Genomic DNA, 23,329 nt, shown 5'->3' with positions numbered 1-23,329 from the left:
AGGTCGTACCGATGTCCGTGGAAAACGTTGAGAAGCTGATCAAGGACAACCAGATCGAATTCGTCGATCTGCGCTTTGTCGACATGCGTGGTGTCGAGCAGCACGTGACCTTCCCGATCAGCATCGTCGAGCCGTCGCTGTTCGAAGAAGGCAAGATGTTCGATGGCAGCTCGATCGCCGGCTGGAAGGGCATCAACGAGTCGGACATGGTGCTGCTGCCGGACCCGGCCAGCGCGTACGTCGATCCGTTCTACGCCGATCCGACCATCGTGATCAGCTGCGACATCCTCGACCCGGCCACCATGCAGCCGTACGGCCGCTGCCCGCGCGGCATCGCCAAGCGTGCCGAGGCCTACCTGAAGTCCTCCGGCATCGCCGAAACCGCGTTCTTCGGCCCGGAGCCGGAATTCTTCATCTTCGATTCGGTCCGCTTCGCCAATGAAATGGGCCACACCTTCTTCCAGGTCGATTCGGAAGAAGCGGCGTGGAACAGCGGCGCCAAGTACGACGGCGCCAACAGCGGCTACCGCCCGGGCGTGAAGGGCGGTTACTTCCCGGTGCCGCCGACCGACACCCTGCACGACCTGCGCGCTGAAATGTGCAAGACGCTGGAACAGGTCGGCATCGAAGTGGAAGTGCAGCACCACGAAGTGGCCACCGCCGGCCAGTGCGAGATCGGCACCAAGTTCAGCACCCTGGTGCAGAAGGCCGACGAACTGCTGCGCATGAAGTACGTGATCAAGAACGTCGCGCACCGCAACGGCAAGACCGTCACCTTCATGCCCAAGCCGATCGTCGGCGACAACGGCAGCGGCATGCACGTGCACCAGTCGCTGTCCAAGGGCGGCGCCAACCTGTTCTCCGGCGACGGCTACGGCGGCCTGAGCCAGCTGGCGCTGTGGTACATCGGCGGCATCTTCAAGCACGCCAAGGCCATCAACGCCTTCGCCAACTCGGGCACCAACAGCTACAAGCGCCTGGTGCCGGGCTACGAAGCGCCGGTGATGCTGGCCTACTCGGCGCGTAACCGTTCGGCCTCGTGCCGCATTCCGTGGGTGTCCAACCCGAAGGCGCGCCGCATCGAAATGCGCTTCCCGGACCCGATCCAGTCCGGCTACCTCACCTTCACCGCGCTGATGATGGCCGGCCTGGACGGCATCAAGAACCAGATCGACCCGGGCGCGCCGAGCGACAAGGACCTGTACGACCTGCCGCCGGAAGAAGAGAAGCTGATCCCGCAGGTCTGTTCCTCGCTGGACCAGGCACTGGAAGCGCTGGACAAGGACCGCGAGTTCCTCAAGGCCGGCGGCGTGATGAGCGATGACTTCATCGACGGCTACATCGCGCTGAAGATGCAGGAAGTGACCAAGTTCCGCGCGGCCACCCACCCGCTGGAATACCAGCTGTACTACGCCAGCTGACCGGATGCGATGGCGGTGGGCTTCCCCCTCCCACCCGCCGCCATCGCCTCCGTTTTCGCGGCTGGGGAGCCGCGCGGCGGGCCCGGCCCGCCGTGGTAGAGCGGGCCGCTGGCCCGCTGTGGTAGAGCGGACTGTCAGTCCGCTGAAACAGGGGCAAGAGAGACCGGATACGCGACCAGGGCCGCCCTCCCTCCCGCGTCGGTCGTGCAAGGAGAGAGGCACGGCCGTCCCGGCCCTGTACGTGTCCGGTGCAACAGCCACGGCCATCACCCTGATGGCCCGTGGTTGCCTGAAGCCAACGCGCGCTGGCGCGCTGGCCCCATCCACCCTCGGGACATGCGCATGAAACTGATCTCCGCCATCATCCGGCCGTTCAAGCTCGACGAGGTCCGCGAGGCCCTCTCCGACGCAGGCGTGTCGGGCATCACCGTGACCGAAGTGAAAGGCTTCGGCCGCCAGAAGGGCCACACCGAGCTGTATCGCGGCGCCGAGTACGTCGTCGACTTCCTGCCCAAGATCAAGATCGAAACCGTGGTCACCGACGAGCGTGCCGATGCGGTGATCGAGGCGATCCAGTCGTCGGCAGGCACCGGCAAGATCGGTGACGGCAAGATCTTCGTCACCGCCGTCGAACAGGTCATCCGCATCCGCACCGGCGAGATCGGTGCCGACGCGCTGTAATCCCCCTTCCGGAGATTCCCCCATGAAGATGCGCCTTCTCACCGGGTGGCAAGCCCGCTTCCATATCGTGTGCCTGTTGATGCTGCTCAGCGCGCTGGCGGCCGGGGCCTGGCCGGGCAACGCCCATGCCCAGGCCCAGGTCTCGCCGCTGCCCAGCGAAAGCGTGGCGGTCGAGCCGCTTCAGGACCCGGTGGCTGCGGCACCGGTCGCCGCCGAAGCTGCCGCGCCGGCCTTCGACCACGGCGACGTGGCCTGGATGCTCACTTCCACCCTGCTGGTGCTGCTGATGGTGGTACCCGGGCTGGCGCTGTTCTATGGCGGCCTGGTGCGTTCGAAGAACGTGCTGTCGATCCTCAGCCAGATCCTGGTGGTGTTCTCGCTGGTGCTGCTGCTGTGGGTGGCGTATGGCTACAGCGCGGTGTTCAGTGCCGGCAATCCGTTCTTCGGCTCGTTCACCGAATTCGCCTTCCTCAAGGGCTTCACCCCCGACTCGGTCGGCAACACGCCGATCAAGGGCCTGCCGGACTATCTGTTCGTGGCCTTCCAGTCGACGTTCGCCGGCATCACCACCGCGCTGATCGTCGGTGCCTTCGCCGAGCGCATCAAGTTCCGCGCGGTGCTGCTGTTCTCGGCGCTGTGGTTCACCCTCAGCTACATCCCGATGGCGCACATCGTGTGGGGTGGCGGCTACCTCGGTGAACTGGGCGCGATCGATTTCGCCGGTGGCACCGTGGTCCACATCAATGCCGGTGTGGCCGGCCTGGTCGCTGCGTGGTTCGTCGGCAAGCGCCTGGGCTATGGCCAGACCGCATTGAAGCCGCACAACGTGCCGTTCACCTATATCGGCGCGATGCTGCTGTGGGTGGGCTGGTTCGGCTTCAACGCCGGCTCCGCGGCTGCCGCCGACACCGTCGCCTCGCTGGCCTTCCTCAACACCGTGCTGGCCACCGCCGCTGCCGTGTTGGGCTGGACGCTGGTGGAAGCCATCGGCAAGGGCAAGCCGTCGGCACTGGGCGCCGCCTCGGGTGCGGTGGCCGGCCTGGTGGGTATCACCCCGGCGTGCGGCACCGTCGGTCCGCTTGGCGCGATCGTGATCGGTTTCGTCGCCGGCGTGGTCTGCGTGTGGGGTGTCACTGGCCTGAAGCGCCTGCTGAAGGTAGATGACACCGCCGACGTGTTCGGCGTACACGGCGTCGGCGGCATCGTCGGCGCGATACTCACCGGCGTGTTCAGCGCGCAATCGCTGGGCGGCACCAAGGCCGATCTGGATATTGCCCATCAGGTGTGGGTGCAGGTGGTCAGCGTCGGCCTTACCGTGGTCTGGTCGGCGGTGGTGACCACGCTGATCCTGCTGGTGGTGCGCAGCGTGGTCGGCCTGCGCGTGACCGAAGAAGCGGAGCGCACCGGCCTGGATGTCACATCGCATGGTGAATCGGCCTACGAGGCCTGAGGTAGCGGTGCACTGACGTGGTGGGTGCCGACCGTTGGCCGGCACTTCCACTGCTCTGGTGGGTGCCAGGCTTGCCTGGCACTGCTCCTGCTCTGGTGGGTGCCAAGCTTGCTTGGCACGGCCGATAGCCCATCCACGCACGGCGTGGATCTACCGCATCCTTTCTGGTGGGTTCCGAGTTTGATTGGCACAGGGTCTGGGGCTGCTCTGGTGGGAGCCAGGCTTGCCTGGCACTGCTCCTGCTCTGGTGGGTGCCGACCGTTGGTCGGCACAGCGGGTAGCCCATCCACGCACGGCGTGGATCTACCGCATCCTCTCTGGTAGGTCCCAAGCTTGCTCGGCACGGCTGCATGCATCATCGCGCCTGATCGCGCACAATCCGGCCATGCACCCGATCCGCACGCCCCTGATGCTCTCGGCCTGCCTGCTGCTGGCCGCCTGCGCCTCCACGCCGCAGGAAACCCACAACCCGCTTGCCACCTGGGTGCCATCGCCCAACCAGAATGCGCGCACGCCGGTCATCATCGTCATCCACCACACCGAGCAGAAATCGGTGCAGCAGAGCCTGCATACGCTGCGTACCGCCAACAGCGGCGGGCCGGTCAGCGCGCATTACCTGATCGGCGCCGATGGCCATCGCTACCAGCTGGTGGCCGATGAGCGCCGCGCCTGGCATGCAGGGGCCGGGCGCTGGGGCACCATCACCGATCTCAACTCAGCCTCGATTGGCATTGAGCTCGACAACGATGGCCGCAGCCCGTTCAGTGCAGCACAGATCGAATCGCTGATCGTGCTGCTGCGCGATCTCACCACTCGCCTGAACATTCCGCCGCGTCAGGTGATCGGCCATGCCGACCTGGCGCCGACGCGCAAGCAGGATCCGAGCCGCTTCTTCCCCTGGCAGCAGCTGGCCGAGGCCGGTTTCGGTGTCTGGCCGCGCGCGGCCGACGGTGCCGCACCGGAAGGCTTCGACGCGTGGAATGCGCTGGCCCGCTTCGGCTATCCGCTGGACAACCGTGACGCCACCGTCGCCGCCTTCCACCGCCGCTTCCGTGGCCGCGACGACCTGCCGAAGACGCTGGATGCCGAAGACGCCCGCATCCTGCATTCGCTGCTGCTGCAGACGCCGTGACCCGGCGCATGAACACTTGACCCCGCGCTGGGTTGCCGCCCAGCGGCCGGCCCGCCACCATGGCGGCATGATCGATTCCGCCACCTTCTTCAAGCGCAAGCACTGTGTCCTGTTGGCCGCGGCCGTGCTCGCCGGCTGCTCCACCACCGCTCCCCGCACGGTCTCCGACGCCCCAACGCCGCCCACCCCGCCTGCGGCCACCTATGCCAAGGCGGTATGGAGCGCGCTGCCGCCGGTCTCCGACAGCGATCTGCAGGCCGGCTTCGTTGCCTGGCGCAGCAGCTGCACCCGCCTGAAGAACGATGCGGTCTGGTCAAAACCCTGCGCCACCGCAGCGGCGGTTTCAGACAAGGACCCGGCCGCGATCCGCCAGTTCCTGCAGCGCGACCTCGATGTCTACGCGCTGCGCGCCGGGGGCCACCAGGCCGATGGCCTGATCACCGGCTACTACGAACCGATCTACCCCGGCAGCCTCACCCGCACGGCCACTGCCACGGTGCCTGTGTACGGCACGCCGGATGATCTGATCGTGGTGCAGCTGGACAGCGTCTACCCGGAACTGAAGGGCAAGCGCCTGCGTGGTCGCGTTGAGGGCAAGGTGCTCAAGCCGTACGACGACGCCGGCACGATTGCCAGCAAAGGGGCCAAGGCGCCAGTCTTGGCCTGGCTGACCGACCCGATGGACCTGCAGCTGCTGCAGATCCAGGGCTCCGGCCGGGTGCGCCTGGCTGACGGCACGCAGGTGCGGTTGGCCTACGCCGAGCAGAATGGTCATCCCTACCGTGCGATCGGGCGCTGGCTGGTCGACCAGGGCCAGCTGAAGAAGGAAGACGTCACCATGGACGCGATCCGTGCCTGGGCCCGGGCCAATCCCGCGCGCGTGCCGGAACTGCTGCGCAGCAATCCCAGCTACGTGTTCTTCGTGCGCAACCCCGACAGCCCGGAAGGACCGCGTGGCTCGCTGAACGTGCCGCTCACCGCCGGCTACAGCGTGGCCGTGGACCGCACCGTGGTGCCGCTGGGCAGCCTGCTGTGGCTGTCCACCACCCGCCCGGACGGCACGCCCGTGGTGCGCCCGGTGGCTGCACAGGACACCGGCGGCGCCATTGCCGGTGAAGTGCGCGCGGACCTGTACTGGGGCAGCGGCGATGCTGCCGGCAAGCTGGCCGGTGACATGAAGCAGAAGGGCAACATCTGGATGCTGTGGCCGAAGGGCGTGGCGTTGCCGCAGTAGGTCGGCTGGGGTCAGATCCCTTTGCGCGGCAAAGGGCTATGACCCCAAATGTCTGATAATGGCGCCATTCCGAACTCTCCGGCCGCCGCCGCGGCCAGGACCCCTGCAATGAAGAACATCAAGAACAATACCGCCAAGAAGTATTACAAGCACTGGGCCGAATCGGGCGTGGGCAAAGGCAACGTGCTGATGGAAGCGCGTGGCGAGAAGATCGTGCGCCAGGTGGAAATCTACGGCACCAAGATGGTCTGGGCCGATGAGCATGCCCACAGCGATGACCGCTTCCTGCTGGCTGACCAGCCGGTGTCGTTCCTCGATTTCGACGAGGACGACGAGATCACCGCGCGCGAATTCGAAAGCGCCTGGAAGAAGGCCCGGGAAGCCACCGGCTACCCGGTGTAAACACAGCTCCACCCCGCTTTTGTAGAGTCGAGCTTGCTCGACTGCTGTTTGCCAGGAGCAGTCGAGCAAACTCGACTCTACGGGTCTCGTGCATGCAATGTTATATAATTACATTTCATCCGCGTCCTTCCATCCCCCATGAAGATCTCCACGCTGGTTGCCGCCCTCGCGACCGCCCCGTTCGCCCCTGAAGCCTTCGCACAGTCGGCCGATGCCGCGCTCACCCTCGGCAAGGTGCAGGTGCACCAGCATGGCGAAGGCCCGTTGAGCGCCCACCAGGTCCTGACCTCGGTGGACGTGCTGGGCGCGGACCAGATCGAAGACCGCAATGTCTCGCACAGCTGGGAGCTGCTGGGGCAGATGCCCGGCATCCAGCTCACCGAAACGCGGCAGGGTGCCGAATCGGGCAAGGTCAGCTTCCGTGCCTTCAACGGCGAGGGCTACCTCAACGCCATCAAGACCCTCATCGACGGCATCCCCAGCAACGTCAACAGCGGCAACCAACGCTTCATCGACATGCTGTTCCCGCTGGAAATCAGCTACATCGAAGTGGTGCGCGGGACCAACGATCCGCGCTACGGCCTGCACAACATCGGTGGCAACGTGAACTTCGGTACGCGCCAGGGCGGCAACTACACCGATGCGCGGCTGGCCTACGGCAGCTACAACACCCGCGACGCGCAGCTGGCGGTGGGCCGCGAAGCGGATGGCTTCGCGCAGAACTACTTCGTCGGCACCCAGGCCAGCGATGGCTACCGCGACCACGACACCTCGAAGAAGTACTCGCTGGGCGGCAAATGGTTCTACGGCTCGCTGGACGACGGCCTGCGCGTGGGCCTGACCGCGCGCGCGTACCACCACGAAGCCGACGAACCCGGTTTCATGACCGCTGACGAACTGCACGCGCATCGCCGTGGCAGCGACCTGCGCAACGGCAACGATGGCGATGACCGCGACATGCGGCAGATCGCCGCGCACGTCGACCTGAAGCTGTCCGACGCGCTCACCTTCGGCACGCGGCTGTACTACAACCGCTATGAAGACGACCGCCGCGTGACCTTCAGCGACCTTCCCACCGGCAACCTGCCGCGCCAGCGTCGCGTCTGGGATGAACGCCAGGCCGGCCTGCTCAGCACGCTCACGTGGCAGGCCAGCCCCGCGCTTACCGTCGAAGGCGGCCTCAATTACGAGCAGCAGGACAACGGCTACCTCCGCGAGCGCTACGCCTACGCCGAACCCACCGATTTCAGCCAGGCACCGGCGCGCGTGCAGAACGACGACCGCCACAGCTTCGACAACTGGGGCGCCTACGTGCAGGCCATCTACCAGCCCGCCGAGGCGTGGAAGATCGTGCCGGCTTACCGTATCGACCGCTTCAGTGGCAGCACGCACCTGATGAACGGCGTCAGCGGCCGCCTGCAGGACTACGGCACCATCGGCCAGCCGAAGCTGAGCGTCATCCACAGCCTGGGCGACACCACCCACGTCTACGCCAACTGGGGCCGCACCTTCCAGGTGCTCACCGGCTCCACCGCGCCGGCCTACCTCACCCCGGGGCAGGCGCCGATGCAGCCGTCCACCAACACCGGCATGGAGCTGGGCCTGAAGTTCCAGCCGTTCCATGGCAGCCAGGCGCGCCTGGCGGTGTGGCAGCAGGACGCGGAAAACGAGGTGTCGAACATGCCGGCCACCGGCACCACGGTCACCCTGGGCAAGACCCGCCGCCGCGGCGTGGATGCGCAGCTGAGCCTGCAGCTGGGCGATGACTGGACGGTGTGGGGCTCGCACGCCTACCAGGAAGCGAAGATCACCCGCGACGACCGCGACGCCAGCATTTCGCTGCAGGGCAGGGAAGTGGCGGCCACCCCGCGCCACATCAGCAACCTGGGCGTGGACTATCGCGCCAGTGATGCGTTGCGCCTAGGCCTGCAGGCGCGTGCGCAGGGCGATTACTACCTGGAAGAGCGCAACGAGGCCGGCAAGTTCGGTGGCTTCGCCGTGCTCGACCTCAGCGCCGCGTACCAGATCAACCCGCGTTGGAGCGTGGACCTGCAGCTGAAGAACGTCACCGGCCGCGAGTACGCCTATGCCTGGTACGACAGCTTCTTCTGGGACAGCGCCCGCCCGATGTTCTCGCCCGCCCCGGGCCGCAGCGTGTTCGTCGGCCTGAACATGAAGCTGTAGCTGCCGTGGGGTCAGAGCCCTTTCCGCAAGGAAAGGGCTCTGACCCCAACCCCCCGTTTTGCACTACATTGGTGCAATGTCCGACCCCGCACCCCCGCCGTCCCTCGATGCCTTGGGCACGCCGCTGGCCTGGGCCGGCGCCGATGGCTGCATTGCTGGCTGCAATCCGGCCTTCGCCCGCTGGCTGGGCGTCAGTGCGCGGCGCCTGCTGGGTCGGCCGCTGGCCGCGCTGGAAGTGCAGGGCGAGGCACTGGCCCATTTCCTGGCCCGCGATGAGCGCGACAGCCTGCGCCTGCACCGGCTGGCGCTGGCGGTGCCCGGTGAGGCGCCGCGCTTCGCCGAGGGCTGGATGAGCCGCCGCGATGATGGCGGCTGGCTGCTGGAGGCGCATCCGGTCGATGAATTCCCCGGGTTGGACCCCACCCAGGCCCTGCCCAGCGCGCTCAGCGCGGCGCTGAAGGGGCTGGCCCATGAGCTGCGCAACCCACTGGCGGGCCTGAAGGGCGCGGCCCAGCTGCTGGCCCGCCGCGCGGCCCAGCGCGATGCCAGCGAACGTGAACTGATCGAGCTGATCGGCTCGGAGATCGAGCGCCTCAACGGCCTGCTCGATCAGCTGCTGTCGCCGGCCCCGGCCGCACCGCATGCCGAACTGAACATCCATGCTGCGCTGGAACGCGTGCTGCGCCTGGCCGAGAACGAGGCCGGCTGGGCGGTACGCCTGCAGCGCGACTACGACCCGAGCATTCCCGAATTCCACGGCGACGCCGACCGCCTGACCCAGGCAGTGTGGAACCTGGTGCGCAATGCGATCCAGGCCGGTGCTGGCAACATCACCCTGCGCACGCGGGTGGAGCATGGCGTGCGTGTTGCCGAACAGTTGCATACGCTGGCACTGCGCCTGGAAATCGCCGACGACGGCCGGGGCGTGCCGGAGGAACTGGCCGAACACCTGTTCCTGCCGCTGGTCAGTGGCCGCGCCGAAGGCACTGGCCTGGGCCTGGCGCTGGCCCAGCAGGTGGCGCGCGAGCATCGCGGCACGCTGACCTATCGCTCGCGTCCGGGCCATACCGTATTCACCCTGCTGCTGCCGATCGCCAGCGGCGCCGCCCCGGCCGAGGAGGCCTCGCGCGATGTCTGAACGTTCCACCGCCGCGCAGCGCATCTGGGTGGTCGACGATGACCGCGCCGTGCGCTTCGTGCTGTGCACCGCGCTGCGCGAAGCGGGCTACCAGGTCGTTGATTTCGACAGCGCCGCCCCGGCGTTGCAGGCGCTGGGCGAGGGTCCGCCGCCGGCGCTGCTGTTCACCGACGTGCGCATGCCGGGCGACGACGGCCTGGTGCTGCTGGACAAGCTCAAGGCCGCGCTGCCGCAGCTGCCGGTGGTGGTGATGTCGGCCTACACCGATGTGGCCAGCACCGCTGGTGCGTTCCGTGGTGGCGCGCATGAATTCCTGTCCAAGCCATTCGACCTGGATGATGCGGTGGCGCTGGCGCAGCGCGTGCTACCGGCGGTGGCACCGGCCATGGCAGCGCCCACGTCCGCGGCCGAAACCCCGAGCGACCAGCCGCCGCAACTGGTGGGCGATACCCCGCCGATGCGCGCGCTGTTCCGCGCCATCGGTCGCCTGGCACAGGCTCCGCTGGCGGTGCTGATCACCGGCGAAACCGGCACCGGCAAGGAGCTGGTGGCCAATGCACTGCATCGCGAGTCGCCGCGTGCGCACGGGCCGTTCGTCGCGCTCAATACCGCCGCGATTCCGGCCGAACTGCTGGAAAGCGAGTTGTTCGGCCACGAAGCCGGCGCCTTCACCGGTGCGCAGCGCCGCCACATCGGTCGCTTCGAGCAGGCCAACGGCGGCACGCTGTTCCTCGACGAGATCGGTGACATGCCGCTGCCGTTGCAGACCCGGCTGCTGCGGGTGCTGGCCCAGGGCGAGTTCTTCCGCGTCGGTGGCCGCGAGCTGATCCGCGTCGATGTACGCGTGGTCGCCGCCACCCACCAGGATCTGGAAGGCCTGGTCGCGCAGGGGAAGTTCCGCGCCGACCTGCTGCATCGCCTGGACGTGGTACGCCTGCAGCTGCCGCCGTTGCGCGAACGCCGCGAGGACATCGCGCAGCTGGCCAGCACCTTCCTGGCTGCGGCCGCGCGCAAGCTGGATACGCCGCCGAAGCGGCTCACCGCCGCCGCGCTGCAGGCGCTGCGCGAGCACGATTGGCCGGGCAACGTGCGCGAGCTGGAGAACGTGTGCTGGCGGATGGCCGCGCTGGCCGCTGCCGACACCATCGGCGTGGCCGACGTCGATACTGCACTCAACCGCACGCGGGGCCGCCGCAGCAGCGCCAGCGCGGCCGATCCGGGGCAGTGGGAAACGCTGCTGGCCGAATGGGCGCGCCGTCAGCTGGCCGAAGGCGTGGAAGGGCTGCATGCGCAGGTACGCGAGCGGGTCGACCATGCGCTGCTGGAGGCCGCCCTGCAGATCACCCATGGCCGCCGCGCCGAAGCCGCTGCCCGCCTGGGCCTGGGTCGCAATACGCTGACCCGCAAGCTGGGCGCCGGTCGCCGCCGCGGGGGGCATTGAACGTGCCCTGCACGCGGCCCTCGCGCGCGCTTGCCGAACTGTTGATCCGTCATGGACGATGCCGTCCTTAGTGTTATCTGCAAGGAGTCTTCGATGCGCCTGTCCTTTGCCATCCTGCCGTTGTCCGCCGCCGTGCTGCTGTCTGCCTGTGGCAGCTCACCCAAGAAGGCCGAACCCACGCCGCCGCCGCCGAACGTGGTCAGCGCCGCCAAGCAGGCCGAGGCCAATCTGTCGCCGGCCTCGGCCAGCATCGTCAGTGGCCGCATCGCGCTGATGGTGGAGCCCGGTGGCATCCACATCACTGGCCTGATCGGTGGCCTGCAGCCGATGCAGCAGGCCGGTTTCCACATCCACGAGCGCGGCGACTGCAGTGCCGTGGATGCGAGCAGCGCCGGCAACCACTTCAACCCCGGTGGCGCCGCGCATGGCCGCGCCGGCACCGGCAAGCACCATCTGGGCGACATGGATAACCTGCGTGCCGACGCCCAGGGCCGCGCCAACGTCGATATCCACCTCAAGGGCGTTACCCTTGGCGGAGGCGCCGCCACCGATATCGCCGGACGTGCACTGGTCGTGCATGCCAACGCCGACGACTATCGCAGCCAGCCCGCCGGCAATGCCGGCGTCCGCATTGCCTGTGGCGTGATCCGGGTTGTCCGCTGATCACTGCAGGCTTCATCCAGGGAGAGATTGCATGCGTCTGATCCACACTTCGCTGTTCGCCGCCATCACCGCGCTGGGCCTGGCGGCCTGCGGCCAGCAGCCCGCCGCGCCGCAGGCTGAAACCCCGCCGGCCGCTCCGGCCGAGGGCGCTACCACCGAACCGGCGGCCACCCCGGCACCGGCAGCTGCACCCGCGGCCGAGGCCTCGGCCACCGCTGAACTGGCACCGACCCAGGGCAACGAGGCCAAGGGCAGCGTCACTTTCAAGGTGGTCGACGGCAAGGTCCACGTGACCGGCCAGATCACCGGCCTGAAGCCGGGCAGCGAGCACGGCTTCCATATCCATGAGAAGGGCGACTGCAGCGCGCCGGATGGCATGAGCGCCGGCGGCCACTTCAACCCGGGCCACCAGGATCACGGCAATGTGGCCACCGATCCGCACCACGGCGGCGACATGCCCAACATCAAGGCCGACGACAAGGGCGTGGCCACCGTCGACGGCCCGGTGTCGAGCAACGTCAACATCGGCAAGGGTGATGACTTCGACATCATCGGCCGCGGCCTGATCGTCCACGCCGATGCGGACGACTACAAGACCCAGCCGACCGGCAATGCCGGTGCACGCCTGGCGTGTGCGGTGATCAAGAAGGCGCCGTAAGGACAGCCTTGCCGGAAATGGAAAACGCCGGCGTTTGCCGGCGTTTTTCCTGAGCGGCCGGCACTACCAACAGGCCCCCCGGATCAGCGCGCCAGCAGCTCGCGCGCGTCCTGCCCGGCCTCGCAGTGCACGAACAGCACCGGCACGCCGTGTGCTTCCAGCACCGCGGCCATCTGTCGCTGGCGCATCAGGAACTGCTCGTAGATGCCCTTCAGGCGGTCACAATCGTTCTTGCCGTGGTCGTAGTGCGCGCACCAGCCGGCCGGGTCGAACAGCGCCATGCGTGCCTCGCCATGGGTGTAGCGCAGCAGCGGCTCGGGCGCGGCATTGAGCCACTCGTCCTCGCCCGGGGCCATGATCGCGGTTTCGATCAGCGGCCACAGCGCGGCCAGGCCCTGGTTGTCGTACTGCATCGACATCATCGCGGCCAGGTCGTTCACGGTGAAATAGCGCGCGTGCTCGATGCGCGCACCGAAGGTGTTCTGCGCCATCAGTGCGGTGTCGGCATGCGCCATGCCGTTGGCCAGCAGCGTTTCTTCCAGCGCATTGGCGACTGCGTTGGTGGTGGCCACGTCGCTGCCGGTCAGCAGGAACGGCACCACGCGCAGGCCACCGCCCACCAGGCTGGCATCGGCCTGGAACGGCAGCGGTACGTCGCCGTTGGCATCGGTGCCGAACGCCAGCAGGCGCGGGCCCTGGTTGCGGCCCGGCGCACGCATCTGCAGTTCTTCCAGGCGGCGATGGATCGGCCAGCCCGGGCGCAGCACTTCGGCCGGGTCGAAATGGGCGCCGGCGAACACCAGGTCCAGCTCGGCCACCTGCGGCACCAGCTTGGACAGGTCGCGGCCGACGCGTTCGGCCAGTTCACCGGCCTGTTCGGCGCTGAGTACCCCCTGGCGGGGGATTTCGCCGCCGGCCAGTTCCAGGGCCAGCACGCCAAGGGCATTCATCGCAGGGTCGGGTTTGCTCATGGTTCCACGGTTGGCCCATCACAGGGCGGCAGCTACACTTGGCTCCATTATGCCTGCTCCGTCGTGCAGGCCATGTTGCAGACACCCTCATCCATGCCAGGTATCTCCATGCCCAACGCTCGTCCCGTCGCCATCCTCGGTGGCGTCCGCATTCCGTTCTGCCGCCAGAACACCGCGTATTCGGATGTCGGCAACCTCGGCATGTCGGTCCGTACGCTGGGTGCGCTGGTCGAACGTTTCGGCCTGCACGGCCAGCAGCTGGGTGAAGTGGCGATGGGTGCGGTGATCAAGCACTCCAGCGACTGGAACCTGGGCCGCGAAGCCACGCTGTCCTCCGGCCTGTCGCCGCTGACGCCGGGCATCACCCTGCAGCGCGCCTGCGGCACCTCGCTGGACAGCATCATCACCGTCGCCAACAAGATCGCGCTGGGCCAGATCGAATCGGGCATCGGCGGTGGTTCGGACACCACCTCCGACGTGCCGATCGTCTACGGCAAGAAGCTGCGCGCACGCCTGCTGGCTGCCAACCGCGCCAAGAGCACCGGCGACAAGATCCGCGCGCTCACCTCCGGCTTCAAGTTGTCCGAACTGAAGCCTGAATTCCCGGGCGTGGCCGAGCCGCGTACCGGCAAGAGCATGGGCGACCACTGCGAGGACATGGCCAAGGAATGGAACATCTCGCGCGACTCGCAGGACGAATGGGCGGTGTCCTCGCACAAGAAGCTGGCTGCCGCCTATGAGCGTGGCTTCTTCAACGACCTGATCGCACCGTTCCGTGGCGTCGAGCGTGACAACATCCTGCGCCCGGATACCTCGCTGGAAAAGCTGGCCACGCTGAAGCCGGCGTTCGACAAGGTGTCCGGCCGTGGCACCCTGACTGCGGCCAATTCCACCCCGCTGACCGACGGTGCCGCTGCGGTGCTGCTGGCCAGCGAAGAGTGGGCGCGCGCGCACGGCCACGAGCCGCAGGCCTACCTGCGCGATGCGCACGTGGCGGCGGTGGACTTCGTGCATGGCGAGGGCCTGCTGATGGCGCCGACCATCGCCGTGCCGGAAATGCTCAAGCGCAATGGCCTGACCCTGCAGGACTTCGACATCTACGAGATCCACGAAGCCTTCGCCGCCCAGGTGCTGTGTACGCTGCGTGCGTGGGAGAGCGAGGATTACTGCCGCAACCGCCTGGGCCTGGATGCACCGCTGGGCCGCATCGACCCGGACAAGATCAACCTGCTGGGTTCATCGCTGGCCACCGGCCACCCGTTCGCCGCCACCGGCGCACGCGTGATCGCCACCGCCGCCAAGCAGCTGGCCGAACGCGGCGGTGGCCGCGCGCTGGTCTCGATCTGCACCGCTGGCGGCATGGGCGTGGTGGCGATCGTCGAACGCTGATCGCATCCACGCATGGCGTGGATCTACCTAAAAAAAAGCCGCCCGATGGGCGGCGTTTTTTTGCTTCGGTGGGTGCCGACCGTTGGTCGGCACGCGTCATCGGCGATCAGGGCAAGCGCGGGTTGCCGAATTCGTCTCGTTCTTCGTTGGCGTCATAGACCGGTGGCTGCGCCACGATCGGCTGCTCTTCCACCGTCGCCCGCGGCGGCGCTTCGATGCCGCGCACCAGTTCCAGGCTGTTCTCGCCGCGCTGCAGGCGCAGGGCATTGGCCAGGCACTGCGCAGCCAGCGCGTGTTCGCCACGCTGCGCGAACAGTTCACCGAGCGCTTCCCACGCCGGTGCCCCGGCGCCAGCAGCGATGGCCTCGTGCAGGAACGTATCGGCGGCATCCCACTGCTGCTGGGCCAGCGCCACGCGGCCCTGTGCGAGGCGCAGCGCGGCCGAGCCGTCATGTACGTTGCGCCAACGGGCCAGGTTGGCCTGGCGGGTGGCCAGGCGCTCGGCCGGCAGGCGGCCATACAGCGCCACCAGTTCGTCGTCCCAGCGATGGTCCAGCGCCTGTTCCAGCGCCAGCAGTGCCGGCTCATCCCAGTTCAGCACCACGGCGCGGCTGGCATACGCGCCGACCACATCCGGGGTCGGCCGCAGCGCCTTCGGGGTGGCCTCCCACTGCGCGGCCAACGCATTGACGTCGGCCGCTTCCAGCAGCGCCTGTGCGGCCAGGCGCGCTTCCAGTTCACTGTTGGCGTCGGCCGGCAGCACCTTGCTCTGGCGCAGTGCGCCCAGCTGGCCGTAGGCCTCGTGGGCGCGCCCGGCCTGTGCCAGCGCTTCGGTGCGCAGCCACAGGCCGCGTGGTGGCAGCGGCTGGATGGCCGCCGCGTCCAGCACGTTGATCGCATCCACCGGCAGATCGCGGGCCAGCAGTTGTTCGGCGCGCAGCAGCGCCTGCAGCGTGGCATCGCTTTCGCCCAGGCGCTGCAGTAGCGCTTCACCGGCGGGGCCATCGGCGCGCGCCTGCGCACTGCGCACCGCGTTGGCCAGCGCCACGCCACTCACTTCCGGGTCCTTGGCGGCACCGTCCAGCAGCTTCTCGGCACGCTGCCACTGACCGTGCTCGTAGGCCTGCAGGCCGTCGATCAGGCGCACCCGGCCCTGCTTGCGGCGATAGCGGCCCCAGGCACGGAACGGTGCGGCAATCAGGCTCCACAGCAGCCACAGCACCAACACCGTGATCACCGTCAGCAGTGCCACCTTCGGCAGATTGCTGTGGTAGTCGTAGCCGCCATAGCGCAGGGTCACTTCGCCGTAGCGGTTGAGGTCATCGGTGCCAAGCCATTGCGCGGCGACCACGCCGATGGCCACGGCCAGCAACAGTACGACCAGGGATTGCAGGGGTTTCATGCGGGATTACCTCCGGTCGGTCTGGGTGCGCAGTTGCTGCAGGGTGCTGCCAAGAACGCTGTTGCTGGCCTGCAGCGGAAGCTCGCGCAAGGCCTTCAGTTCAGCACGTTGCGCGCGCAGGGCTGGTGAATCCGGCCAGCGCCGCTGTGCCCAATGCTCCACGCGTTCCAATGCGGTATCGCGGCCCGTGCGGTCGCCACGCTCGATCGCGGCGCGCGCCAGGGTCAGTTCCAGCTGCAATGCATCGTCGGCGTTGCGGCGTTCGGCAGCGGTCAGCGGGCCGTTCTGGCGGCTCGGGGTGATATCCACGAACGGTGCCAGCGTGGCCTGCCACCAGGGTTTGGCGGTGCCGGCCACGGCGCTGCCGGTCACCTGCGAAGGCAGCCCCTGCAAGGCCTTGGCCAATGCATCCAGGCGCTGCAGCGACTGCGCGCGCGGGCCCGCGCCCAGCGCATCCAGTGCATCGCGCTCCTGCACCAGCGCCTGGCGCAGGTTCAGGCCGTCGCTGTCGGGCAGGTCGGCCAGCGCAGTGGCGGCCTGCGCATACAAGCGGCGCGCGCCGTCCACATCGTCGGCGTAGTTCAGGCGCTGCGCGGCCTGGGTCAGCAGCAATTCGGCCTCGTCGCGCTGCACCGCCTGCCGGCCCTGGTTGGCACTGTCGGCCAGCTTGGCCAGGTTCTCTTCCAGCAGCGCACTGCGCTGCGAGAGGCCGAGCATCTCGTCGCGCAGCACCCGGTTGGTGGTGGCCGCGTCCTGCAGGCGCTGGCTGGTCGCGCGCTGGTCACGGCGCAGTGCGTCCAGCGTGGCCTGCAGTCCCTGCAGCTGCACGGCCGTCGTCTGCGCCTGCGCGTGCTGTTCATCCTGCTGCTGGTGCCAGAGGTACCAGCCGGCATAGCCGCCCGCACCCAGCACGACCACGCCAGCAAGCGGCAGCAGCCAACGCACGGGTCGGCGGGGTGGGGAAACGGGCGGGGTCTCGTTCATCAGGCTTCCTTGTCGGCCGTGTCACCAGTCGGTACCGGCAGGCCGCGTTATGCACAGCATCACTGCTGCCGACGACAGCGGCAAGCGTGATGCCCGTCCCTGTTCAGGTCGCTGCCGGGACGGTGAGCGTGGCGTGTGCAGCGGCCACCAGTTGTGCGCTGGTCGGCCCGGCGGCACGTACCACGCGCTGCAGGCCCAGGCTGCGTGCCTGTTCGCCGAGCCGATCACTGGCCACCACGGCGATGGCATGTGCCTGCAGGCGCCGCTGCAGGGGCGGAGCCAACTGCTGCCAGAAATGCTGCAGCGCCTCGCCACTGCTCACCGCCAGCAGCCACGGATGCGCTGAATGCGGCAGCCGTGCCAGTGCGCGCGGCGGCAGGCGCAGCAGGCGGCGCCGGTAGACGTCGGCACGTTCAATCGTGGCACCCGCCGCCTCCAGCTGCGTGGCAATCAGGCCACGGCCCCCGGGCGCGGTGACCAGCCCGATGCGCAGGCCCTGCACCTCGGCCAGTATCGGCAGCGCCAGCAGGCCTTCGCTGTCCATCCGTTGCGGCGCATGCACCTCGACGACACCCTGCGCCTGCAATGCACGCGCGGTGCCTTCGCCCACGGTCAGCCACGGGCTGCGCTGGGCCGCCACCAGTGGCAGCAGGGAGGCCGCCGCCGCCACCGCTGCGGGGCTGGTGAACACCACCCGATCGCAGTTCAGCGCGCGTTGCAGCTGGCGCACCACCGGCGTGCCGTGCAGGCGCTGCAGGCGCCAGGGCGACAGCGCCAGCAGATGCCCGCCCAGCCCAGCAACGGCGCGGCGCAAGGCCGCATGCTGGCCCTGCGGACGCAGCGAAATGAAGGTCCAGCCCGCTTCGGAACCGGCGGCGCCAGTGGGTATCGTATGGTCGGCCATTGCCTGCATTATGCGGGCCCTTCGTTGTCGTGGTCGCTGCTCCGATGTCCGTTGATGCCCTGACTTCCTCGCTGGCCGCCCTGCAGGACGTGCTGGACTGCATGCCCGCGGTGCGCGCCATGCAGATCCGCCTCGATGGCTATGCCGACGGCGTGCTGCGCATCACCGCGCCGCTGGCGGCCAACGTCAACGACAAGGGCAACGCCTTTGGCGGCAGCCTGGCCTCGGTGCTGACCCTGTCCGGCTGGGCGCTGGTCAGCCTGCGCCTGCGCCTGGCCGGCCACGATGCCGAGGTCTACGTGGCCGACAGCAACCTGCGCTACCTGGCCCCGGTCTACGAAGACCTGCACGCCCATGCCGAAGCGGCCGAGGCCAGCGGCTGGGATGCCTTCCTGAATACCTTCCGCCAGCGCCGCAAGGCCCGCATCAGCATCATCGCCACCCAGCCCGGTGCCGATGGCAAGCCCGCTGCCGAGTTCAGTGGTCGCTTCGTTGCCTTCGCCAAAGGGTAGGATGGCAGGCTGACGTTCTGGGGAAACCACCGATGCGCCGCCTCATCCAGTTCCTGATCTGCTCCCTGCTGCTGGCCAGCGCCGTGGCCTCGGCTGACGACCTCAGCCGCAAGCAGCGCAAGCTGCTGGAAGAGACCCAGATAGCGTATGGCGCCACCATCCGTTGGGGCAGCATGGACGATGCCATCGGCTATCTCGACCCGAAGCAGCGCAAGGAAAAGCCGCCCACCGAATTCGAGCTCAACCGCTACGCGCAGCTGCGCGTGTCGTCCTACCGCGAGCGCAGCAGCGCCGCGCTGGATGGCGGCCAGGTCGAACGCCGGGTCGAAATCGGGGTGATCAACCAGAACACCCAGGCCGAGCGCACCGTGGTGGTGGTCGAACGCTGGCGCTGGGACCCGGAGGCCAAGCGCTGGTGGCAGACCGCAGGCCTGCCGGACCTGTGGAAGGGGCAGTGACGGGCCGCGTCCGGCTTGTGCGACAATCGGCGCCCGCTTAATCGACCCGTGACCTGAGTGAATTACGAAGAGTTGCTGGCCTTCGCAGGCCGAAACCCGATGCTGTCCGCGGCCCTGGTCGGCCTGACCGTGGCCATCATCGTCACCGAGATCCGCCGCCTGTTCCGGGGCTTCAAGGGCATCAAGCCCGCCGAACTGACCCAGCTGATCAACGCGGGTGGCACGGTGGTGGTCGACCTGTCGGCCAGCGGCGACTTCGAGAAGGGCCACATTGCCGGCAGCCGCAACGCCCAGGCGAGTGCCTTTGGTCCGGACAACAAGCTGGTGGCCAACGCCAGGCAGTCGCCGGTGGTGCTGGTGTGCCGCAGCGGCAATGCCTCCGAAACCGCCGCCAAGGCGCTGAAGAAGGCCGGCTTCGAGAAGGTCTACGTGCTCGACGGCGGCATTCCTGCCTGGCAGCAGGCCGAGCTGCCGCTGGTCAAGGGCCGCAACTGATCGTCGCAGGTGGCGGATCTGGCCTTGTATGGGCCTGATACCGCCCCCATCGCAGTAGTTCGACCCTCGTTTTCATTGCATTCATTGGAGTTACTGGAAATGTCCGAAGAGATCACCAACGGCGCCGCTGCGCCGGTCGATGCCGCTACCGGCCCCGCTTTCACCGTCGAGAAGATCTACGTCAAGGACGTCTCCTTCGAGTCGCCGAACGCACCGACCATCTTCAATGACCAGGTGCAGCCGGAGCTGCAGCTGAATCTGAACCAGCAGGTGCAGCGCCTGGGTGAGAACGCCTTCGAAGTCGTGCTGGCCGTGACCCTGACCTGCCAGGCCGGTGAGCGCACCGCCTACGTGGCCGAAGTGAAGCAGGCCGGCGTGTTCGGCCTGGTTGGCCTGGACCCGCAGTCGATCGACGTGCTGCTCGGCACCCAGTGCCCGAACATCCTGTTCCCGTACGTGCGCCAGCTGGTCAGCGACCTGATCCAGGCCGGCGGCTTCCCGCCGTTCTTCCTGCAGCCGATCAACTTCGAAGGCCTGTACGCGGAAACCCTGCGCCAGCGCCAGGAGCAGGGCGACGCACCGTCGCTGGCTGACTCCGAGCCGGCCGGCAACGCCTGATCCCTGCTGCGACGTCACGGATGAGCACTACCGCTGACAAGATCGCCGTGCTCGGCGCCGGTTCCTGGGGAACCGCGCTGGCCAGCCTGCTCGCACGGCACGGTCACCCGACCGTGCTGTGGGGGCGCGACGCGGCCGTGGTCGAAGCCATCGACCAGCGCCACGAGAACCCGCGTTACCTGCCGGGCATTCCGCTGCCGGACAGCCTGCGTGCCACTACCGACCTCGCGTCGGCGGTGGAAGGCGCGGCCTGGATCCTGGTGGTGACCCCGTCGCACGCATTCGGTGAAACCGTGCGTGCGCTGGCGCCGCTGCGTCCGGCCGGTGCCGGCGTGGCCTGGGCCACCAAGGGCTTCGAACCCGGTTCGGGCCGCTTCCTGCATGAAGTGGCGCGCGAAGTGCTGGGTGAGGACGTGCCGCTGGCCGTCGTCACCGGGCCGTCGTTCGCCAAGGAAGTGACCCAGGGCCTGCCGACCGCGATCACCGTGCACGGCGACGTGCCCGAGTTCGCGCAGACGGTGGCCGAGGCCATGCACGGCCCGGCGTTCCGCGCCTACACCGGCGACGACATGGTCGGTGCCGAGCTGGGCGGTGCGATGAAGAACGTGCTGGCCGTGGCTACCGGCGTGGCCGATGGCATGCAGCTGGGCCTCAACGCCCGTGCCGGCCTGATCACCCGGGGCCTCAACGAGATGCTGCGCCTGGCCGCTGCGATCGGCGCCAAGCCGGAAACGCTGATGGGCCTGGCTGGCCTCGGCGATCTGGTGCTGACCTGCACCGGCGACCTGTCGCGCAACCGCCGCCTGGGCCTGGCCCTGGGCCGTGGCCAGACGCTGCAGGATGCCGTGCGCGAAATCGGCCAGGTGGTCGAGTCGGTGCAGACCGCCGACGAAGTGATGCGACAGGCACGCCGCCATGGCATCGACCTGCCGATCTCCGACCGCGTGCGTGCCGTGCTGCACGGTGAGCAGACCCCGGAAGAAGGCCTGCGCGCGCTGCTGGCGCGGGAACAGAAACCGGAATATCCGGACACGCTGTTCAAGTGAATCGAAAACCCCGGCCACGCGCCGGGGTTTTTGCATCAGGGAGTACCCTGCGGGTGCCGGGCGGAGACAGGCCCTGGTGGGTGCCAAGCTTGCTTGGCATCACGCGCGCTGCATATCCACGCATGGCGTGGATGTGCCGCAACGCCCGATCACCGCGCCCGTGGCGGCGCGTTGCCGTTGTCCATGTCCGAGAAAATCATCCACGGCCCATCGCCCGCGCGTTTCAGTGTGAGCGTGAACTTGCCGGTATCGCCCACGTTGTTGCCGTAGCGGTACGCACCGATGATGTAGCCCGTGTTTTCCTCAACGGCGTAGGCCAGCGCACGCAACCGCAACGGGCTGCTGCCCTGGCCGGCATACGCGGCCTGGATCGCACTGCGCCCGCGCACCGCTGGCTGGTTGCTCTGCAGTACAAAGCCATCCTCGGCGAAGAGCGCGGCCAGTGCCTTGGCATCCCCGCTGCGCCACGCCTGCTCGTAGTCGCGCAGCACGCGATCCAGTGGTGCGGGCAGGTCGGTATCGGGCAGGCGGGTGGCGGCCGGTACCGGGGGTGGGCTCGCGGTTGCCAGCAGCGGGCCGGACAGTGCGAAAAGCAGCAGGCAGATACGCATGGGCTCAGTCCTTTGGCGCGCTGGTGCGCGGAAGGCGAGTATCTCCCATCGGCACGCGGCAGGCATCGACGCCGACCCCGTTGAAAGCGCGCGTCCGCTTCGGCATGCTCGACAGCAACCGGGGGAGGGGACACATGCACTTTTTCCAGCTGGACCAGTTCGCAGGTCATCTCAACGAAACATTCAACGCCGACATCGAGAACACCGGCGTGCCCTTCGTGCTGGTGGAGGCCGCGCCGCTGGCTGATCCGCGCATCACGGGCCAGGTGCGCGCGCCGTTCTCGTTGCTGTTCCGCAATGAATCGGCAGTGCTGTTCCCGCAGCGCACCTACACCATGCGCCACCACGGGCTCGGCGAGTTCGGCATTTTCCTGGTGCCGATCGCGCGTGATCGGACCGGCTTCATCTACCAGGCGCTGTTCAACTGACCGCCGCCGCCGCCCAGCGCATCCGCAGGTGACTGCCGGTGTCGGCTTCAACAGTGAAATGCAGGCGCTGGTAAAGCCGTTGTGCCGCTGCATTGCGCTTTTCAACGTGCAGCACGATGCCCGCCAGGCCATCGCGACGTGCGGTGGCCTGTACCACGCGCAGCAGGCTTGAACCGATCCCAAGGCCGCGTACCGCATCGGCCAGCACGATATCGATGATTGTCATCTCGTGCCCGTCGTCGTGCAGGTACAGGCGGCCAGCGGGCAGGCCGGCCTGCTCGATCAGCAGGAAATGCGCGGGCGCGTAGTGCGTGGTGTAGTGCAGGTGCTGCAGGGCGAACTGGCTGTCCAGGAACGCCTGGAACTGCACATCCGGCCACGGCAGTGCCGCGAAGTCCGCGGCGCGTGTTTCGGCAAACAGCTGGCGGAAGAACGGCAGGTCATCCTGCCGGGCTTCACGCCAGCACACACCTGCCGGCAGCGGCTGTTCCGCCGCCGGCAGCCACGTCGCCTGCGCAGGCGGAAAGCTCAACTGCGCGAACATTGCTACGGCCGCGAAGGAAAAATGCCTTGCAGGCAGATGCAGAAGTTCAGCGTGAGATAGGGCTGTCGGTTCTCATGCGCGTCTCCATTACCGGCCGTGCCGACGGTGACCGGCGGATAGGGGCTGTTGGCCGTGGCGTTGACAGCCAGGATGGTCGCCGACTCCGGTGTGATCAGGGCATCGCCCTGGGCAGGGATGCCGGTACGCAGGGTGGGCTCTGGCTGGTTGTAGATTCGGGCGGCATGGCTGTGCGCAGGAATCTGGTTGGGAAGCAGCGTGACGCTCGGGCTTCCGTAGGTTTCACCCATCACGCGCGGTGACAGCCCCGGGCCGCTGCCCTGGCCCCCCGGGGTGTTGCCGATGAAGTTGGGCAGCTGGAAGTTGGATGTGCCATTTCCACCAAAGGTGGTGCCGAGCAGCGAGAACAGGGCGACGTTCTGTTGGAGCGGCACCAACTGTCCCTGGCACATTGCCCAGCGCGCCGGCGCGAAGTTGAAGCCGAACATCTGGATCTCGCCAATAAAGGGATCGCTCATGATGGGTTCCTTGTGGACGATCGATGA

The 23,329-nt window shown here is 67.9% G+C and carries 25 protein-coding genes; 18 read left to right on the top strand and 7 right to left on the bottom strand.

The window, feature by feature from the left end; translation table 11 throughout:
* Positions 1–11 precede the first annotated feature (11 nt).
* The 11 genes from glnA (at position 12) to ACMZPQ_RS10510 (ending at position 12,404) form a co-directional block, all read left to right on the top strand.
* Positions 12–1,421 carry a type I glutamate--ammonia ligase gene (gene glnA, locus ACMZPQ_RS10560; RefSeq protein ID WP_197580489.1) on the top strand — a complete coding sequence of 470 codons (1,410 nt, stop codon included), beginning with the start codon at positions 12–14 and terminating at the stop codon, positions 1,419–1,421.
* Positions 1,422–1,763: 342 nt separating this feature from the next.
* Positions 1,764–2,102 carry a P-II family nitrogen regulator gene (locus ACMZPQ_RS10555; protein WP_004134334.1) on the top strand — a complete coding sequence of 113 codons (339 nt, stop codon included), beginning with the start codon at positions 1,764–1,766 and terminating at the stop codon, positions 2,100–2,102.
* Between the two features lie 22 nt (positions 2,103–2,124).
* A complete protein-coding gene (locus tag ACMZPQ_RS10550) occupies positions 2,125–3,552 on the top strand; it encodes an ammonium transporter (RefSeq protein WP_197580490.1) in 1,428 nt (475 codons plus the stop codon).
* A gap of 385 nt (positions 3,553–3,937) precedes the next feature.
* Positions 3,938–4,684, top strand: coding sequence for an N-acetylmuramoyl-L-alanine amidase (locus ACMZPQ_RS10545; protein WP_197580491.1), 747 nt, complete (start codon positions 3,938–3,940; stop codon positions 4,682–4,684).
* A 67-nt stretch (positions 4,685–4,751) separates the two neighbouring features.
* Entirely contained in the window at positions 4,752–5,918 is a 1,167-nt protein-coding gene (gene mltA, locus ACMZPQ_RS10540) for an MltA domain-containing protein (protein WP_197580492.1), read from the top strand.
* A gap of 108 nt (positions 5,919–6,026) precedes the next feature.
* Positions 6,027–6,320 carry a hypothetical protein gene (locus ACMZPQ_RS10535; protein ID WP_197580493.1) on the top strand — a complete coding sequence of 98 codons (294 nt, stop codon included), beginning with the start codon at positions 6,027–6,029 and terminating at the stop codon, positions 6,318–6,320.
* 138 nt (positions 6,321–6,458) lie between these two features.
* Entirely contained in the window at positions 6,459–8,504 is a 2,046-nt protein-coding gene (locus ACMZPQ_RS10530) for a TonB-dependent receptor domain-containing protein (RefSeq protein WP_197580494.1), read from the top strand.
* Between the two features lie 76 nt (positions 8,505–8,580).
* Positions 8,581–9,642: an ATP-binding protein gene (locus tag ACMZPQ_RS10525; RefSeq protein WP_197580495.1), complete on the top strand. Its 1,062-nt coding sequence runs from the start codon at positions 8,581–8,583 to the stop codon at positions 9,640–9,642.
* Positions 9,635–11,083: a nitrogen regulation protein NR(I) gene (gene ntrC, locus ACMZPQ_RS10520; protein WP_197580496.1), complete on the top strand. Its 1,449-nt coding sequence runs from the start codon at positions 9,635–9,637 to the stop codon at positions 11,081–11,083. The genes ACMZPQ_RS10525 and ntrC overlap by 8 nt, the downstream gene beginning before the upstream one ends.
* A 93-nt stretch (positions 11,084–11,176) precedes the next feature.
* On the top strand, positions 11,177–11,746 hold the full coding sequence (locus ACMZPQ_RS10515) for a superoxide dismutase family protein (RefSeq protein ID WP_197580497.1): 570 nt from the start codon (positions 11,177–11,179) through the stop codon (positions 11,744–11,746).
* 31 nt (positions 11,747–11,777) lie between these two features.
* Complete coding sequence (locus ACMZPQ_RS10510) at positions 11,778–12,404, top strand: superoxide dismutase family protein (protein ID WP_197580498.1); 627 nt, start codon at positions 11,778–11,780, stop codon at positions 12,402–12,404.
* Between the two features lie 83 nt (positions 12,405–12,487).
* On the opposite strand, the gene ACMZPQ_RS10505 is transcribed toward ACMZPQ_RS10510, so the two are convergent.
* Complete coding sequence (locus tag ACMZPQ_RS10505) at positions 12,488–13,375, bottom strand: hypothetical protein (protein ID WP_197580499.1); 888 nt, start codon at positions 13,373–13,375, stop codon at positions 12,488–12,490.
* Between the two features lie 93 nt (positions 13,376–13,468).
* Here ACMZPQ_RS10505 and ACMZPQ_RS10500 point away from each other — a divergent pair, with 93 nt between their 5' ends.
* The gene (locus tag ACMZPQ_RS10500) at positions 13,469–14,764 is read left to right on the top strand and encodes an acetyl-CoA C-acetyltransferase (RefSeq protein ID WP_087944925.1); all 1,296 of its coding nucleotides are present in this window, start codon (positions 13,469–13,471) and stop codon (positions 14,762–14,764) included.
* A gap of 106 nt (positions 14,765–14,870) precedes the next feature.
* On the opposite strand, the gene ACMZPQ_RS10495 is transcribed toward ACMZPQ_RS10500, so the two are convergent.
* The 3 genes from ACMZPQ_RS10495 to ACMZPQ_RS10485 form a co-directional block, all read right to left on the bottom strand.
* Positions 14,871–16,166, bottom strand: a complete 1,296-nt coding sequence (locus tag ACMZPQ_RS10495) for a heme biosynthesis HemY N-terminal domain-containing protein (RefSeq protein WP_197580500.1) — start codon at positions 16,164–16,166, stop codon at positions 14,871–14,873.
* A 6-nt stretch (positions 16,167–16,172) separates the two neighbouring features.
* Complete coding sequence (locus tag ACMZPQ_RS10490) at positions 16,173–17,150, bottom strand: uroporphyrinogen-III C-methyltransferase (RefSeq protein WP_197580501.1); 978 nt, start codon at positions 17,148–17,150, stop codon at positions 16,173–16,175.
* A 103-nt stretch (positions 17,151–17,253) separates the two neighbouring features.
* On the bottom strand, positions 17,254–18,063 hold the full coding sequence (locus ACMZPQ_RS10485) for a uroporphyrinogen-III synthase (protein ID WP_197580502.1): 810 nt from the start codon (positions 18,061–18,063) through the stop codon (positions 17,254–17,256).
* A gap of 35 nt (positions 18,064–18,098) precedes the next feature.
* Here ACMZPQ_RS10485 and ACMZPQ_RS10480 point away from each other — a divergent pair, with 35 nt between their 5' ends.
* From ACMZPQ_RS10480 to ACMZPQ_RS10460, 5 genes are all read left to right on the top strand, one after another.
* The gene (locus ACMZPQ_RS10480; RefSeq protein WP_100441133.1) at positions 18,099–18,566 is read left to right on the top strand and encodes a YiiD C-terminal domain-containing protein; all 468 of its coding nucleotides are present in this window, start codon (positions 18,099–18,101) and stop codon (positions 18,564–18,566) included.
* 32 nt (positions 18,567–18,598) lie between these two features.
* Positions 18,599–19,024, top strand: a complete 426-nt coding sequence (locus tag ACMZPQ_RS10475) for a hypothetical protein (protein ID WP_197580503.1) — start codon at positions 18,599–18,601, stop codon at positions 19,022–19,024.
* 57 nt (positions 19,025–19,081) lie between these two features.
* Positions 19,082–19,519: a rhodanese-like domain-containing protein gene (locus ACMZPQ_RS10470; RefSeq protein WP_019661923.1), complete on the top strand. Its 438-nt coding sequence runs from the start codon at positions 19,082–19,084 to the stop codon at positions 19,517–19,519.
* A gap of 99 nt (positions 19,520–19,618) precedes the next feature.
* Complete coding sequence (secB, locus tag ACMZPQ_RS10465; RefSeq protein WP_004153553.1) at positions 19,619–20,137, top strand: protein-export chaperone SecB; 519 nt, start codon at positions 19,619–19,621, stop codon at positions 20,135–20,137.
* A gap of 20 nt (positions 20,138–20,157) precedes the next feature.
* A complete protein-coding gene (locus tag ACMZPQ_RS10460) occupies positions 20,158–21,183 on the top strand; it encodes an NAD(P)H-dependent glycerol-3-phosphate dehydrogenase (RefSeq protein WP_005407597.1) in 1,026 nt (341 codons plus the stop codon).
* 149 nt (positions 21,184–21,332) lie between these two features.
* Here ACMZPQ_RS10460 and ACMZPQ_RS10455 read toward each other — a convergent pair whose 3' ends face one another.
* Complete coding sequence (locus tag ACMZPQ_RS10455; protein WP_197580505.1) at positions 21,333–21,794, bottom strand: YybH family protein; 462 nt, start codon at positions 21,792–21,794, stop codon at positions 21,333–21,335.
* 134 nt (positions 21,795–21,928) lie between these two features.
* On the opposite strand from ACMZPQ_RS10455, the gene ACMZPQ_RS10450 reads away from it, so the two are divergent.
* Positions 21,929–22,222, top strand: a complete 294-nt coding sequence (locus ACMZPQ_RS10450; protein ID WP_197580506.1) for a DUF6916 family protein — start codon at positions 21,929–21,931, stop codon at positions 22,220–22,222.
* Here the strand turns inward: ACMZPQ_RS10450 and ACMZPQ_RS10445 are convergent.
* Together ACMZPQ_RS10445 and ACMZPQ_RS10440 are read right to left on the bottom strand one after the other, a co-directional pair.
* A complete protein-coding gene (locus ACMZPQ_RS10445) occupies positions 22,215–22,754 on the bottom strand; it encodes a GNAT family N-acetyltransferase (RefSeq protein ID WP_312645543.1) in 540 nt (179 codons plus the stop codon). The two genes, ACMZPQ_RS10450 and ACMZPQ_RS10445, sit on opposite strands and share 8 nt — an antisense overlap.
* Positions 22,755–22,768: 14 nt before the next feature.
* Positions 22,769–23,302, bottom strand: a complete 534-nt coding sequence (locus tag ACMZPQ_RS10440; RefSeq protein ID WP_197580508.1) for a tail fiber protein — start codon at positions 23,300–23,302, stop codon at positions 22,769–22,771.
* Between the last annotated feature and the right edge of the window lie 27 nt (positions 23,303–23,329).

This window comes from Stenotrophomonas maltophilia (assembly GCF_047497515.2).
Taxonomy (GTDB): Bacteria; Pseudomonadota; Gammaproteobacteria; order Xanthomonadales; family Xanthomonadaceae; genus Stenotrophomonas.
The sequence above is the reverse complement of the archived record's forward strand: the minus strand, read 5'-3'. Positions and strand labels throughout refer to the sequence as shown.